Below are 14,636 nucleotides of genomic sequence, written 5' to 3'. Positions count from 1 at the left end.
CTCTTCCTGTTTTACTCTTCCTCTTCTTCTTCATTGCCGGGATACACGAAGCTGTTGGAACGTCCAGTCAGAACGGATTTGCCCAGGGACAAAGCCTTCTGAGCTGCCACCACAGCTTTGCGCTTCCAGGTTGCTTTACGCATATTCTTCTTGGATTTGGAGGTTTTCTTCTTAGGGACTGCCATGACCGTAAATACTTCTGCTGATATAGACAAACAAACATTCTAGCTGATTTTGCCGATCGTGCTGTGTCGATCGACAGCAACTACCCCGTCATATCAAATCCGTTGACATCGGAATTATGATTTCTCTCTTCTCTTTCTCTGTGTCCTCTGTGTTCTCTGTGGTTTAATCATTCCGATACAACCGGAATTGAGATCGCGGGCGATCGACTCAGGCGCAGCAGCAGGCCGATCGACCACTCTGGCTAGACTAGAGTTCGTGAAAGTAATACATCACAACGCCCGTTACAGGGTCGTTCTCAATACTGACATAACCTGTTTTCAGCATTGCCGTGAAGGCTTCTTCCACTTCGGCAAAGGTAGCACCAGTTGCCATCACCCCTTGAGTTACCGACAATTTTCCGCTTTTAAGATAAGCTGCTTTCAGTAGTTTCACCCCCAACTGGTCGGGAGTTTGCTTGGGATATGTCTGGGCGATCGCTCCGTTGATTGGATGTAGTGGTATCCCTGTCCCAGATACACCCAGTTTGCCCCGGAGAGTCGCCTGATGTTCCTCCACCATGTTGGGGAGCAGCAGTAAGTCAAACACTTGTCCAAACCCAAATAACCCAAAGGTAAACAGCCACAGCAAACCCGTACCAATCTTCCCGTTATAAAGACGGTGGAGTCCGAAGGGGCCGAAAAAACAAGCAGCCCATAAAAGGTAACTAACACCTAAATTGCTCATTTTCTGAACGTCCTGCCTGCTTATTCTAAGAATTCGAGTCAGTTATATCTATATTTTGTACTGTCTGTTCTGTGTTTAAACAGCTTGACACCAGACTTTATTTGTGTATGGTCATAAATTAGGGGACCCAATTCCCCAGGCCGATGAGTAATTCTGCGTAGCAATTCTTAATGCCAGCAACATATTCCGTGGGTCAAGAAATTGGTACACTGGAGAACGTGGAAATTACAGCAGGTTTGCCTCCCTTGATTCCACTCAGACTACCCCACCGTAGTTCAGTGGAAAAAAATATAGGCCCCCGCGGGCGATCGCCATACCTGAAAACTGAAACCAGCCAGTAGTTATAAACAGAAATCCAATAAAAATATGGTAGATTCCCTCAAAAAACCAACTTTTGAAGAAATGCGGCCGGGAGTAAAAACCCCAGCCAAAGAAACTATTCTCACACCGAGATTTTACACAACAGATTTTGACGAGATGGCAAAAATGGACATCTCGATCAACGAAGCCGAACTAGAAGCAATCATGCAAGAGTTCCGCGTTGACTACAACAAAAATCACTTCGTGCGGGATGAGGAGTTCGCTCAATCTTGGGATCACATTGACGGCGAAAAACGCCAGTTATTCATTGAATTTCTGGAACGTTCCTGCACGGCTGAGTTTTCTGGGTTCTTGCTGTACAAAGAGTTGGCTCGCAAGCTCAAGGACAAAAATCCTGTGCTAGCCGAGGGTTTCTCCCTCATGTCACGGGATGAAGCGCGGCACGCCGGATTCCTCAACAAAGCTTTGTCGGATTTTAATTTGTCCCTGGATTTAGGTTTCCTGACTAAGAGCCGCAGCTACACTTTCTTTAAGCCGAAGTTCATTTTCTACGCTACTTACTTGTCTGAAAAGATAGGTTATTGGCGCTACATCACCATTTACCAACACTTAAAGGCTCACCCTGAAGACCAAATTTATCCAATTTTCCGATTCTTTGAAAATTGGTGTCAGGATGAAAACCGCCACGGAGATTTCTTCGATGCGGTGATGAGAGCTCAGCCTCAGATGTTGAACGATTGGAAGGCAAAACTTTGGTGTCGCTTCTTCTTGCTGTCGGTATTCGCCACCATGTATCTCAATGATATCCAGAGAGCGGGTTTTTATCGATCGCTAGGTCTAGATGCTCGCGAATACGACATCGAAGTCATCAAAAAGACCAACGAAACCGCCGGTCGAGTATTCCCAGTCATGCTAGATGTGAACAATCCAGAATTTTACGAACGGCTGGATGTTTGCCTCAAAAACAATCAAAAATTGACCGCAATTGTTGAGTCCAATACTCCCAAATTCTTGCAATTGTTCCAAAAATTGCCTCTGTATTTGTCCAATGGCTGGCAATTACTCAAGCTTTACTTCATGAAGACAATCCAATCACCTTCTGTTGAGGGTGCTGTGCGTTAAATTGGGATTTTAGATCCTATTTTAGGGCGGTTCTGCGACCAGTAGAGCCGCTTTTTTTTTGATATATAGCAATCCTAAATCATTTGTGAATTTCTTACTCCCTCCCCGCGAGTTTGGGGAGGGTTGGGGTGGGGTAAAAATATTTACGACTCCTGCAAGGATTGCTATATAGGAAGTTTCCTTCCAGATATTTATACCATGTCTCTAAAATCGTGCAACAATCTTTGACCCCCCCTAACCCCCCCTTATCAAGGGGAGGGACAAGACTACTGTTTCTCTAAAATCGTGCAACAATCTTTGACCCCCCCTAACCCCCCCTTATCAAGGGGAGGGACAAGACTACTGTTGCATTCTTTTTTAAAATTGGTATTATATTTTCCTCCCAGGGCTCAAGCCACTGGGTTTCTAAGATCCCGTGAGGTTTTTATGAAATTTAAACGTTTTGGAAAATACCCGATCGCATTTATGTTAGTTTTGCTATGTGCGATTCCCTACGGGATAGCTTCGCTTCACGGTCTGCACCATCCCACATTTGTCCGCGCCCAGGAGCCACCACAAGTGCAATCTCCCCAACCAGAATTAAACCCCGTAGTACCTGAAAGTATTTTCATGAGTCAACTTCCCAATTGGGCGCGACTGGTTGACATCCGCACTGTCAACCCCAACATTCGTCTCGATATTCGCTACGCCACAGCTAACAATTTCTTAAAACGAAAACTCTACTCCACAGCCAAATGTGCCTTGAGAAGTTCCGTTGCTCAAAAGTTAGCCCTAGTTCAAACAGATTTAGAAAAAATCGGATTGGGTTTGAAAGTTTACGATTGCTACAGACCTTTCTCCGTTACAAAACAAATGTGGCAAGTTTTGCCAGATCCCCGCTATGTGGCTAATCCTGCTAGGGGTTCGCGCCACAATCGCGGTGCTGCTATTGATTTAACTTTAGTCGATCGCACGGGCAAAGAATTAGAAATGCCCACACCCTTTGATGATTTTACCGTAAAAGCTCACAGAGATTATCAAGGAGGCAGCGCCCTATCTCGTAAAAATCGTAAATTGCTGGAAGATGCGATGAAAAAGCAAGGATTTATGGGAATCACAACAGAATGGTGGCACTTTGATTCAGAAGATTGGGAAAAATTTGCGATTCTGGATGTTTCCCTAGGAGCGATTCCTTAATTTTAGGACTTACGCACTCCCACAAAGAAACCGGATTTTTTAGCGAATCTTTGCCCCTCCAGGAAGTATTATCCTAAAAACTTGGTTTCTCACTACCAATCCGTAATATTGTTGACCGTTGCATGGTCATGATTTATATCAATTCCGGTTGTATCGGAATGATTTAACCGCGAAGGCGCGAAGTACGCGAAGGAAGAGAAGAGAGAGTTTAATACAGGACGATGAAGAGAGGATTTGAGATAATTCCTATGTTACAAACCTGCACACTTATCGGACTTTTACTGAAAATTCATATTCGTATCCTCGGAAATTTGAGTCTAGTTGAAATGTGTAATTACCAGTAACGGGAACTTTTCCACTCCACTCAGTTGGATTGTTTTGATAAGGATCTCCTCCCAACAGTTTCCCATCAGGACTCAAAATTTGTGGAAAAACATCTTTGCGGTTCCTCACAGTCATTGTTTGACCTTTAAGGATGCGAATTATGTAAGAGTGACTGCCACCACCAATAATTCGACCTTTCACAATAGCCTCATTACCCCCAGGCAAAAAGTTAATCTCCTGTCGCACATTGGGACAACTACTTTCGGTGCGGTTTTTGGCAATCCAACCGGCAACTGGATCGGTAATTCGTAACCAGCCATTTTCTTCTTCGGCGACGGAAACAAAGGTATTATTTTTGAGTGTTCCTACTATTTTGCTGTCTGTTACTCCTGGGTTCGATCGCACATTTAGCGGTGGATTGGGATCGCTGACTACAGCCATACTGATTTTGCAGCCCCCATCGGGAGGTGCGATCGATATCGGCTCAACTTTTGGCTTCGAGTTTTCTGGGATTACAGAAGATGTAACTGGGGAATTTTTCGCAGGTTGAGGTTGCAATTTCTGAGATTGGATGGGTCTGGTTTTTAGTTCCAGTGGTTCGGTATTCTGAGATTTAGGAATTGTGGTTGGAACCGCTGAAGTAGTTTTTTTGTCGGATACTGCTGATTCTGTCACGGCAGGATTTGAGACTTGCATCGAACCTGACTGTATGGTTGCCCAGGCTACTCCGATCGCCGTTGATAGCCCTGCTAGGCAGAGGATGATGATTTGGCTAGTTTTTAATGACATATATTTTTGAAATATTCATGGATGTTTGGGAGCGCTATATCCAGAATAATCAACAACACCAGGTGAGGGCAAATTCTACACAACAATCCTATTAGGGCAAAGTTTACCGAAAAAATGGGTCTAAAGCCCCGTGCTTCCGGCTGCGGGAGATGTCCAATTCTAGTTAATATTTACTGAACACCTATAGTGATGGTACTGTTGCTGTGAGCCAGTTGTGCCTAATCTGGCAAATCAAGCATCCAGGGTAAGGTTGAGCCGATTAACTAAAATGTCAAGATTGATTCCTCTGAGATTACAACCGCCTCGCGATCGATTACTCCAGGATGTGAAGCGGGAAGTCCAAGCATCTCGATCGCACTCTTTGCACAATGCCGTCTTATCAAACCTCCGTCAAGAAGCTGCGCCTCCCGGTGTCACCCGCTGTTGGGATGTCGAAGTCAAGGTGGGAAACCGTCCTAGTTTTCAGCTACCTCCCAAAGCTAGCGTGGCAAAAGTGTTCGATCGCACGGGGGGTAAATTGGTCATTTTAGGCGCGACGGGTGCCGGAAAAACCACTACACTGTTAGAATTAGCTCTGGTCTTAGTTTCCCGCGCCCAAAAAGATGCTACCAAGCCACTACCGGTACTATTTGAACTCGGTACTTGGAAAGCCGAATCCGGGGCGATCGCCGATTGGTTAATTGCTCAACTTAAATTTAAATACGACATCCCCACGGCGGTAGGTAAAAAGTGGCTTAAAGAACACAAATTACTGCCTTTGCTAGATGGTTTGGAACAAGTAGAAACTCACCGCCAAGACTTATGTATTCAAGCAATAAATCAGTTTATTGCCAGTGAATTAGCACCCCAACATTTAGTAGTTTGTAGCAATTTTGAAGTTTACAAAAACTGTCTAAATAGATTGAGTCTGCACGCAGCAGTTTTATTGAAACCTCTGACCGAAACTCAAATTAAAAATTATCTTTTAGAAGCCAGAAGTCGCGAACTTTGGTATAGCCTCGAACCGGAGCCGGATTTGTTAAAAATGGCTAAAGCACCACTATTGTTAAGCATGATGGCTTTGGCCTACGAAGACATATTAATCGAATCTTGGAAGCGTTTAAATTCAGCAGAAGAACAACGCAAATACCTATTGACAGCCTACATTCGTCGCCAAATGACTGGGGAAGTGAAGCAGTATCCCAAAGGTAAAGAACTGCGATCGGAACAAATACGGCACTGGCTGGGATGGCTGGCGAACAAGATGGAACAGCAAGGAATTCAAGAAGTTTTACTCGATAAAATACCCTTTACCTGGCTAGAAACTGGCGAACAGCAGCGGGCGTATTACTTTGGAGTTAAGCTGCTGGGCGGGCTGATTTGGGTGATTTTGGGATTAGCGGCCACTTTGGTTAGTGGCTCAATTTGGGGATTGATAGCAGGGGCGATCGCATCGGTAATTAGTGCTTTGTTACCGGGGATTCCAGCCCTTGAAAAATTTATCTTGCACCTAGTGCTGTGGTCTAATGGGTACATTCCTTGGAATTACAGTCTTTTCCTCGATGTAGCAGCGGGGCGCTTGCTGATGCAAAAAACGGGCGATCGGCGTTATCGATTTATTCACAATTTATTGCAAAAGCATTTTGCCCAAATTAGTCATTAGTTATGCGTAAGTCCTGTAGTTGTTAGATCAATTCCTGTCTTCAGAGGAATTATTCATTTCTCTGGGATCTCTCTGTGTTCTCTGTGTTCTCTGTGGTTAAATCATGACCATGCAACGGTCAACGATATTATGTGGAGTTTACCAATTAATGACCAATTAAGTAAGCCTCGCTCAACCAAACCGAATATCTATAACCCCTACTTCTAGAGTAAGTCCAGTATCTAACAGAAGGTGGGTGGTATTTTTGCCATCTGAAATAGATGTTCTGCCGTAAATTCTAATCCCTCAAAAAGTGTATCTGTTAATAGCGTATCTCCGATATAAGTCTGCGGTGCTGCATCGGGGTAAAAAACTGTAATACTTCTAGCCTTGCTATCTACCACCCAAACCCGCAATACCTGAGCATCTAAATAATTTCTCGCTTTAGCAGCTAACTGACCAAAAGTCTGTTCTGGTGAAATAATTTCTATGACTAATTCAGGGACTACAGGACAGGCTTCATCTTGATTCCACTCAGGAGACAAGCGTTCGTAAGAAACATATAAAAGGTCTGGTACTGGCACCCAGTCTCGCCCCAGTCTGGTTAATTTCACCCCCCATTCTACACCAATTTCTCCCCCTTGCTCACCCCACTGTTCGAGGATTTTTATGAGGCTTCGGGTGAGGCGAGAATGAAATTTTTTAGGTGACATCTTCGGTACTGCTTGCTCGTCAATAAGTTCGTAGGTAATATCGCCTTCTCCTTGGGGAAGAGCGAAAAACTCTTCCAGAGTTAGTTGAGGTTTTGTCTGGAGCATAATATTCCTCTGCTAGGGGCAGGCAAGTTAGTATTATTTTAACTTAAATATTTATTGACATAAGACAAATGTTATGATATAGATTGGCAAAATCTCAGGTTGTAACTGCCGAATTTGCGATCGCATTCAAATCCACACCCCCAAAAGGTTAAGATTCTAATCTAACCCTCCTGCAATCATTCACCTCCTATGGCAGAAACCTTATTGTTCAACGCCCTCCGCGAGGCCCTAGACGAAGAAATGGCCCGCGACTCCGCTGTATTCGTACTCGGCGAAGACGTAGGCCACTATGGCGGTTCCTACAAAGTCACCAAAGACCTCTGTAATAAATATGGCGACCTCCGCGTCCTCGATACCCCGATCGCCGAAAATAGTTTTACAGGCATGGCCGTAGGGGCAGCAATGACAGGATTGCGGCCGATCATCGAAGGCATGAACATGGGCTTTTTGCTCCTAGCGTTCAACCAAATCTCCAACAATGCTGGAATGCTGCGCTACACCTCCGGCGGCAACTTCAAAATGCCCATGGTAATTCGCGGTCCCGGTGGTGTGGGCCGGCAACTAGGCGCCGAACACTCTCAGCGACTGGAAGCCTATTTCCAAGCAGTTCCAGGTCTAAAAATAGTTGCCTGTTCGACTGCTTACAATGCCAAAGGGCTTTTAAAATCAGCCATCCGCGATGATAATCCAGTGCTGTTTTTCGAGCACGTTCTCCTTTACAACTTGAAAGAAGATTTGCCAGAAACAGAATATTTAGTGCCACTGGACAAAGCGGAAATAGTGCGATCGGGCAAAGATGTCACAATTTTGACCTATTCCCGGATGAGGCATCACGTCATGCAAGCCGTGCCCGCACTCGTAAAAGAGGGTTGCGATCCAGAAGTAATCGACCTAATTTCTCTCAAACCCCTTGACATGGATACCATTGGTGCATCCATTCGCAAAACCCACAAAGTAATTATTGTGGAGGAGTGCATGAAAACAGGAGGCATCGGTGCGGAATTAATTGCCTCAATTAGCGATCGCTACTTTGACGAACTCGACGCACCAGTTTTGCGACTTTCATCACAAGATATCCCCACACCATACAACGGTAATTTGGAAAGACTGACAATTGTACAGCCAGCTCAAATTATCGAAGCCGTGCAAAAAATGGTAGCCCTACGAGTATAAATAGTCATTGGTTGTTGGTTATTAGTTATTGGTTGTTAGTTGTCGGTTATTGGTTAGTGGTTAGTGGTTAGTGGTTATTGGTTAGTGGTTATTGGTTATTGGTCATTAACCAAATAACAAATAACCAACAAAAATTAACAATTAACTATTAACCCAATAACAAAAAACCAATAACAAACAACAAATAACAAATAAAAAACAACTAACAACCAATGACTAATAACCAATAACAAATAATTAAATATGCAAAAACAACGTTCACTATTAGCCCTAATTTTTGTTTTAATCATCGCCGCCACTACTGTCATAGTAACACTTCCTACGCGGCTAGGATTAGACTTGCAAGGAGGCTCACAACTCACAATTCAAGTCAAAACTACCCCCACCATCCCCAAAATTGACCAGGGAATGTTAGAAGCAGTGCGACGCATCGTAGAAAATCGCGTCAACGGTTTAGGAGTTTCCGAAGCCTTAGTACAAACAGTAGGAGAAGACCAAATTATCGTACAATTGCCAGGAGTAAATGACCCCCAGCAAGCAGAACGAGTTTTGGGCGGCACCGCCAAGCTAGAATTCCGGGAACAACTACCAGGAACAGAAGCCCAATTAGCCATAGAGAGGCAGTTGCAGCAGGAATTACTCGCCAAACAAGCAGCATTAAAAACTACCCCCAATGAAGCAGCATTTAAAGAAAATCAAGCTGCTTTGAAAAGGAGTAATGAGGCAATCTCGAAACTATACAAAAGTAGTGAACTCGGCGGAAGCAACCTGAAGGATGCTCAAGCTCAACCCACTGGTAACGAATGGAATGTCGCTCTCCGTTTCGACACCAGAGGAGGCGAATTATTTGGCGAACTTACTAAAAATTTAGCCGGAACTGGACGAACTCTCGGCATTTTTCTAGACGAAAGAATGATTAGTTCTCCTGTAGTGGGCGTAGAATTTGCCCAAACAGGAATTACAGGAGGCAATGCCGTAATTCAAGGTCGTTTTACAGCCCAAGAAGCTAACGATTTAGGAGTGCAACTGCGCGGTGGTGCTTTACCAGTACCCGTAGAAATTATTGAAAACCGCACAGTCGGTGCTAGTTTGGGTAAAGACAGTATTCAAAGCAGTATCACCGCAGGGATTGGGGGTTTAGTTTTAGTCTTGATTTTCATGATCGCCTACTATCGACTCCCTGGCGTAATTGCAGATATTGCCCTGTTAATTTATGCTTTGTTAACTTGGGCTGCTTTCGTGCTGTTGGGAGTAACCTTAACGCTACCGGGAATTGCTGGTTTTGTGCTCAGCATTGGTATGGCTGTGGATGCCAATGTGCTGATTTTTGAACGCACGCGAGAAGAGTTGCGGGCTGGAAAAACCCTATACCGTTCTGTAGAATCGGGTTTTTACCGGGCTTTTTCTAGCATTTTAGATGGTAACGTCACAACACTAATTGCTTGTGCAGCGCTGTTCTACTTGGGTGCGGGTTTAGTGAAAGGGTTTGCTGTCACGCTAGCCTTGGGTGTCGCAGTCAGTATGTTTACTGCTATCACTTGTAGCCGCACTCTAATGTTGGTAGTTTTGGGCTTTCCAGAATTGCGGAAACCTGAATGGTTCTGTCCTAATTTGTCGAAAACTGCCAATAGTTAACAGTTAAGTAGAAGGAAGAAGGAAGAAGATCGAGGTGAAGAATGCTCATACAGCAAGCTTTTTAGCCACCTGTATCTTACGTTTAATTAGGTGGACTTACTTAAAAGTTAACTACTGATTGCTTCCCTCTTGCTTCTTCCCTCATCCCTCATCCTTCTTGCTTCTTCCCTCTTCCCTCTTCCCTCTTCCTTCTTCCTTCTTCCTTCTTCCTTCTTCCTTCAACTTATGAAATTCAGTGTAATCAAACAGCGATCGATCTGGTGGAGTATTTCCGCCGCGATTATCCTTGCGGGTATAGTCTCGATGGCAATTTCTTGGACTCGTCCCGACATCCGTGCACCCCTACGCCCTAGTTTGGACTTTATCGGTGGCACTAGGCTACAATTTGAACTTGACTGTACGAAACCAGAAAATTGTAAACCCATCAATCTTGCTGCTGTCCGGGAAGTCCTCGATACCCAAGGTTTAGCCGGTAGTACCATTCAAGTTGTCGGCAAAGAACAGCGAGGTTTATCGCTAAGAACGAAAACTTTGGATGTGGAAAAGCGGACTAAGTTGCAAACAGCTTTGAGTGAGAAAATAGGTGATTTTGCCCCTAAATCTACTCAAATTGATACGGTAGGTCCTACCCTCGGTAAACAATTATTTACTTCGGGATTGTTGGCTTTATTACTCTCTTTTGCTGGCATTACTATTTATCTGACCTTCCGATTTCAGTTAGATTATGCCTTTTTTGCTTTCGTAGCCCTGTTCCACGATGTGTTAATTACTCTGGGTATTTTTTCATTTTTGGGTTTAGTTCTAGGCGTAGAAGTAGACAGTTTATTTGTGGTTGCTCTCTTGACAATTATCGGTTTTTCTGTTAACGATACAGTAGTGATTTACGATCGCGTGCGTGAAGTAATTAAGCTAAATCCCGGTTTGTCGATCGACCAAATTGTCGATGATGCTGTGATCCAGACCCTTGGAAGGTCGATTAACACGACGCTGACTACGCTACTGACACTGTTTTCTATCTTTTTGTTTGGTGGCGAAACTCTCAAATACTTTGCTTTAGCTTTGATTGTGGGTTTTATTGCCGGTGCATATTCCAGTATTTTCATTGCTAGTACGCTGCTAGCTTGGTGGCGCAGTCGCACGGGCAACTCTATCCCCGTTCCTGTAGAAGCCATGAGTCCATCTGATGAAGTTTAGTTGACTGTTGACCCTTCGACCCTTCCCACGCGCCTACCGCAGTCTAGTGGAAGAGTCGAAGGCCAGGAACCGCCAATAACAAAAAACAAACAACAAATAACCAATAACCAATAACCAATAACCAACAACCAATAACAAATAACCAATAACAAACAACAAACAACAAACAACAAATAACCAATAACAATGAGTAATGACAGCGATTCCAATTTTCAAATCGAAGTCCAAAGGCTCCATAAACTAACAGTATACGGTCGCTGGTTTACTGTAATATTTTTGTGGCTTAGCATCGGTTCTTGGAGTATTTGGGCTTTACGCGATGAAATTGCTTTGTGGATCGAAAACTTTACTTGGGCTGCGGTGCGTTACGGTTTATACTTTCACCGCTGGCCAACTCTCGGTTTGGGTTTGTGCTTGGGGATGACTTTGGGAGTGCTAAGTTGGCAAGGTCGAAATGTTGTGCGAGGATTACCAATACGAGAAAAACAGCGTTTGGAACAACAAGTAAGTCGGATTCGCCAACAGGGGCCTAGTCATCCTCTGTGGAAGTGGGTTTGCCGATTTTGAATCAGAAAGAAGAAGCAAGAAGTAATAAACTATTAAACATCAAATCAGATTTATATACCCTACTTATTGAAAAAATTAGGTAGATTAATTTTCTGTTTTCGATCGCACAAATGTCGGTCTTTTTCAACATTCCGATTGTATTGTAGGTAGTCTCTGAGTCGATCGCACCCGATAGTCAGTAATTTGTCAAGTTCCCCACTTTCCACTGTCCTAGCATCCAGATTCCAAAGCCTTACCGACGAATCTTTACCCCCAGATGCTAAAGTTTTACCATCGGGACTAAAACTCAAACTCCAAACATCCCCAGGATGTCCCTTCAAAGTTTGCAGCAAAGTACCATCCGCCCGCCAAATTCTTACCTTACCATCCATACTACCGCCAGCCACAGTTTGGCTGTTAGGACTCCAATTAACACTACCCACACCCGTTGTAGAATCGGCTAAAGATTTTAGTAATTTGCCTTCAGTATTCCAAAGTTTGACACTCCAGTCGTGACTCGCACTCGCAATCATCTCGCCATTGGGTGAGAAATTACAGCCCCACACTTCATCTGTGTGTCCTACAAGAGTTTTATGAAGTCTAAATTGCTTGTTTCCATCGCGTTTCCAAAGTTTTATAGTTTTATCTTGACTGGTGGAAGCTAACATCTTTCCATCGGGACTAAACCTCACTGATGTTACCGGTCTAGTATGACCTCTAAGAGTTTGTAGCAAAACTCCATTTAAACTCCAAATTTTAATAGTTTTGTCAGAACTCGCGCTAGCAATTTGTGCTAATTTGGGGCTAAAACTAGCGCTCCAAACTAAATCTTGGTGTCCTTTGAGAATTTGCTGCAAACTGCCATCTCTGCCCCAAATTCTGACAGTTTTATCAAAACTTGTGGAAGCAATTAACTTACTATCAGGACTGAACACCACCTCAGTAACTGACTGTTTATGTCCAGGTAAAGTCAAAATCAGCTTGCCGTTTGGCTGAAAAACTTTCACACTATAATTGTCGCCGACACTAACAATTAACTTACCATCCGGGCTAAAGCTAGCTGTGTGTCCGTTCGCCAAACGATTGCGTTCTTGCACTGCATCGATCGTATGGTGCAATCTATTTACTATCTGCGCTTTGAATCCTGAAGATACTTCTATTTCTCTAAGTTTTTTGGTGGCGCTGACTGCGGCAATTAAAGCTCCGAGTTGGTCGTAAGCTAGGGAAATATCGGCTGTAGAATTGAGGGCTTCTATTTGGGCAATTATTGCTTGTTTTTTTTGATTTTCTATTTGTTGGGTGACTCGTTGGGCGTGAGTTATAATGCCGACAGCAATCGTAGTAATGGTAGCGAGTCCTAACAAGCTGAATTGGATTGTTAGCTTAGCTTTTTTTTGAGCTTTTGTCAAGACTAAATTGGCTTCGGTTAATATTTTTGAGGCTGCTTTTTCTGTGGATAAAGCTTTTTGTACTTGGAGTTTTTCTAATTCTTGGCTGGCTGACAGAAATTGATAATCTCGATCGCTCAAGCTTTTGTCTGCGGCCCAGCTTAACGCTTCTGCTAGCGCTCTACCTTGCAGCAAGCGGGAAGTGTCGGTATGATTGGAGGCTTCCCAAGCGGAGATCGACTCCGAGTATGGCCGCAGTTTGGCTAATTCTTTCTGTATCCACTCTTGGTTAAAAACTGAGGCGTAAATCGGATTATATACTCTCAGTCTTTGTCCATCTTTGACGATTAAACCTGAAAGTAATAATTCCATTTTTTCTGGACTATCTTGAACTAGGGCTAGTTCCGTGCCCACCCCACCATCAAATTCACTGTTTATGGAACAGGTATCTTGGCTGTTATTGAGAATAGTGACAGAGGTGAGATTTGACAAAATTTCTTGGTAAAGTCCTAGCAAACGAGCCGTGCGCTGGGGATTTCTCAGGAGGCGATCGCGAATTGTTTTAAGATGTTCCGGTTCGTCTTGAAATTCCCAGTTGTTTATGGCACTGGAATAGACTAAATCTGCCATGAATAATTGAGTGTTAGCCACTCGATATTTAGGGTAATTTCCGCTGTCATTACTTGTTGAGATTCCTAATTTTTCCGAAGCTAATTTACAAAATTTTTGAGTAAGAAAAGGCTGTCCTCCCGTCCATTCCAAGATTTCTCTGAGCACTTCTAGGGAGTTTTCTATTTGTTCGGCAAATCCTTGAGCCAAAGGGATTGCTTCGTCGAGGGTAAATCCTTTGAGTTCTATGGGGCGACCTATATTAAACGGGGTTCGGGTTTTATCAGTAATTAAATCTTGAGGAGTTGTGACTCCAAATAAGGCAAAAGTAAGGCGGTTATATTCGGGATTTTCAGCGCGTTTATTGTAGCATCCTCGGACCATTGCAAAAAAATCATCGCTAGAAAAATTGAGGGAAAGAACGCTGTCAATTTCATCTATAAAAATTACTATATTGCGTTCTGTGGAAGGAAGCAATACTTGTTCGATAAATTCATTTAATCTTAATACTGGTGGTAAGTGTTCTCGATCGCGCCACCAAGTCCTAAAATTCATCGACTTAATTTTAAAGCTATTGGCGAGAGTGCCAGTAAAACCCGCATACCACTGCATGGGAGTCATATCGGTAGTGCCAATGCCGGTAATATCAACTGTACCGCAGACAGTACCTTCTGCTTGCAAGCGGCGGGCGGATTGTACGCGCAAACTCGACTTTCCCATTTGTCGGGAAGTTAGTACATAGCAAAACTCACCAGCTTTTAAAGATTTGTAAAGTTCGCGATCGGCGGCCCTGGTGACATAGGTAGGAGAATTTGGGGGCAAACTTCCCCCTACTTGATATTCAAATTCTGTCGCTGGCAAATCTGACACTGAAATTAAACGGGAAGAAAAAGGAAACTTGTCTATTTTACCTGGCTTTTGGTCAACAGAAACTTCGACTTGTTGCAGTTGGCTTGGTTTTGATAAAAGTTGGAGCATAATTTATTTTTCTTCCTGTTTTTTGTTTAGGCA

General features: G+C 43.6%; 14 protein-coding genes. 8 read left to right on the top strand and 6 right to left on the bottom strand.

Annotation, left to right across the window (positions count from 1 at the left end):
* Window positions 1–11 precede the first annotated feature (11 nt).
* Together rpmF and AAFP14_RS13130 are read right to left on the bottom strand one after the other, a co-directional pair.
* Window positions 12–185: a 50S ribosomal protein L32 gene (rpmF, locus tag AAFP14_RS13135; RefSeq protein WP_006632406.1), complete on the bottom strand. Its 174-nt coding sequence runs from the start codon at window positions 183–185 to the stop codon at window positions 12–14.
* A gap of 247 nt (window positions 186–432) precedes the next feature.
* On the bottom strand, window positions 433–909 hold the full coding sequence (locus AAFP14_RS13130; protein WP_341732696.1) for a TM2 domain-containing protein: 477 nt from the start codon (window positions 907–909) through the stop codon (window positions 433–435).
* Window positions 910–1,079: 170 nt separating this feature from the next.
* Here AAFP14_RS13130 and AAFP14_RS13125 point away from each other — a divergent pair, with 170 nt between their 5' ends.
* The 3 genes from AAFP14_RS13125 (at window position 1,080) to AAFP14_RS13115 (ending at window position 3,528) form a co-directional block, all read left to right on the top strand.
* Window positions 1,080–1,250, top strand: a complete 171-nt coding sequence (locus AAFP14_RS13125) for a hypothetical protein (protein WP_341732695.1) — start codon at window positions 1,080–1,082, stop codon at window positions 1,248–1,250.
* Window positions 1,251–1,275: 25 nt separating this feature from the next.
* Window positions 1,276–2,352, top strand: coding sequence for a magnesium-protoporphyrin IX monomethyl ester (oxidative) cyclase (gene acsF, locus AAFP14_RS13120; protein WP_341732694.1), 1,077 nt, complete (start codon window positions 1,276–1,278; stop codon window positions 2,350–2,352).
* Between the two features lie 426 nt (window positions 2,353–2,778).
* Window positions 2,779–3,528, top strand: coding sequence for a M15 family metallopeptidase (locus AAFP14_RS13115; protein ID WP_341732693.1), 750 nt, complete (start codon window positions 2,779–2,781; stop codon window positions 3,526–3,528).
* 267 nt (window positions 3,529–3,795) lie between these two features.
* Here the strand turns inward: AAFP14_RS13115 and AAFP14_RS13110 are convergent, their stop codons facing one another.
* Window positions 3,796–4,641 (bottom strand): SH3 domain-containing protein, encoded by an 846-nt coding sequence (locus AAFP14_RS13110; protein WP_341732692.1) that lies wholly within the window; start codon window positions 4,639–4,641, stop codon window positions 3,796–3,798.
* Window positions 4,642–4,909: 268 nt separating this feature from the next.
* On the opposite strand from AAFP14_RS13110, the gene AAFP14_RS13105 reads away from it, so the two are divergent.
* Entirely contained in the window at window positions 4,910–6,283 is a 1,374-nt protein-coding gene (locus AAFP14_RS13105; protein WP_341732691.1) for an NACHT domain-containing protein, read from the top strand.
* 221 nt (window positions 6,284–6,504) lie between these two features.
* On the opposite strand, the gene AAFP14_RS13100 is transcribed toward AAFP14_RS13105, so the two are convergent.
* Entirely contained in the window at window positions 6,505–7,080 is a 576-nt protein-coding gene (locus AAFP14_RS13100) for a Uma2 family endonuclease (protein WP_341732690.1), read from the bottom strand.
* 189 nt (window positions 7,081–7,269) lie between these two features.
* Between AAFP14_RS13100 and AAFP14_RS13095 the strand changes: the two genes are divergently transcribed.
* The 3 genes from AAFP14_RS13095 to secF all read left to right on the top strand — a co-directional run bounded on the left by AAFP14_RS13095 (window position 7,270) and on the right by secF (window position 11,082).
* The gene (locus AAFP14_RS13095) at window positions 7,270–8,253 is read left to right on the top strand and encodes an alpha-ketoacid dehydrogenase subunit beta (protein WP_341732689.1); all 984 of its coding nucleotides are present in this window, start codon (window positions 7,270–7,272) and stop codon (window positions 8,251–8,253) included.
* A gap of 243 nt (window positions 8,254–8,496) precedes the next feature.
* Window positions 8,497–9,888, top strand: a complete 1,392-nt coding sequence (secD, locus tag AAFP14_RS13090; RefSeq protein ID WP_341732688.1) for a protein translocase subunit SecD — start codon at window positions 8,497–8,499, stop codon at window positions 9,886–9,888.
* 225 nt (window positions 9,889–10,113) lie between these two features.
* Window positions 10,114–11,082, top strand: a complete 969-nt coding sequence (gene secF, locus AAFP14_RS13085; RefSeq protein WP_341732687.1) for a protein translocase subunit SecF — start codon at window positions 10,114–10,116, stop codon at window positions 11,080–11,082.
* Here the strand turns inward: secF and AAFP14_RS26685 are convergent.
* Complete coding sequence (locus AAFP14_RS26685; protein WP_472851047.1) at window positions 11,079–11,291, bottom strand: hypothetical protein; 213 nt, start codon at window positions 11,289–11,291, stop codon at window positions 11,079–11,081. The genes secF and AAFP14_RS26685 overlap by 4 nt on opposite strands.
* Between AAFP14_RS26685 and AAFP14_RS13080 the strand changes: the two genes are divergently transcribed.
* Window positions 11,269–11,649 carry a hypothetical protein gene (locus AAFP14_RS13080; protein WP_341732686.1) on the top strand — a complete coding sequence of 127 codons (381 nt, stop codon included), beginning with the start codon at window positions 11,269–11,271 and terminating at the stop codon, window positions 11,647–11,649. The two genes, AAFP14_RS26685 and AAFP14_RS13080, sit on opposite strands and share 23 nt — an antisense overlap.
* A gap of 59 nt (window positions 11,650–11,708) precedes the next feature.
* On the opposite strand, the gene AAFP14_RS13075 is transcribed toward AAFP14_RS13080, so the two are convergent.
* Entirely contained in the window at window positions 11,709–14,603 is a 2,895-nt protein-coding gene (locus AAFP14_RS13075) for an AAA-like domain-containing protein (protein WP_341732685.1), read from the bottom strand.
* Window positions 14,604–14,636 lie beyond the last annotated feature (33 nt).

This window comes from Microcoleus sp. EPA2, assembly GCA_020882975.1.
Taxonomy (GTDB): domain Bacteria; phylum Cyanobacteriota; class Cyanobacteriia; order Cyanobacteriales; family Microcoleaceae; genus Microcoleus.
The sequence above is the reverse complement of the archived record's forward strand: the minus strand, read 5'-3'. Positions and strand labels throughout refer to the sequence as shown.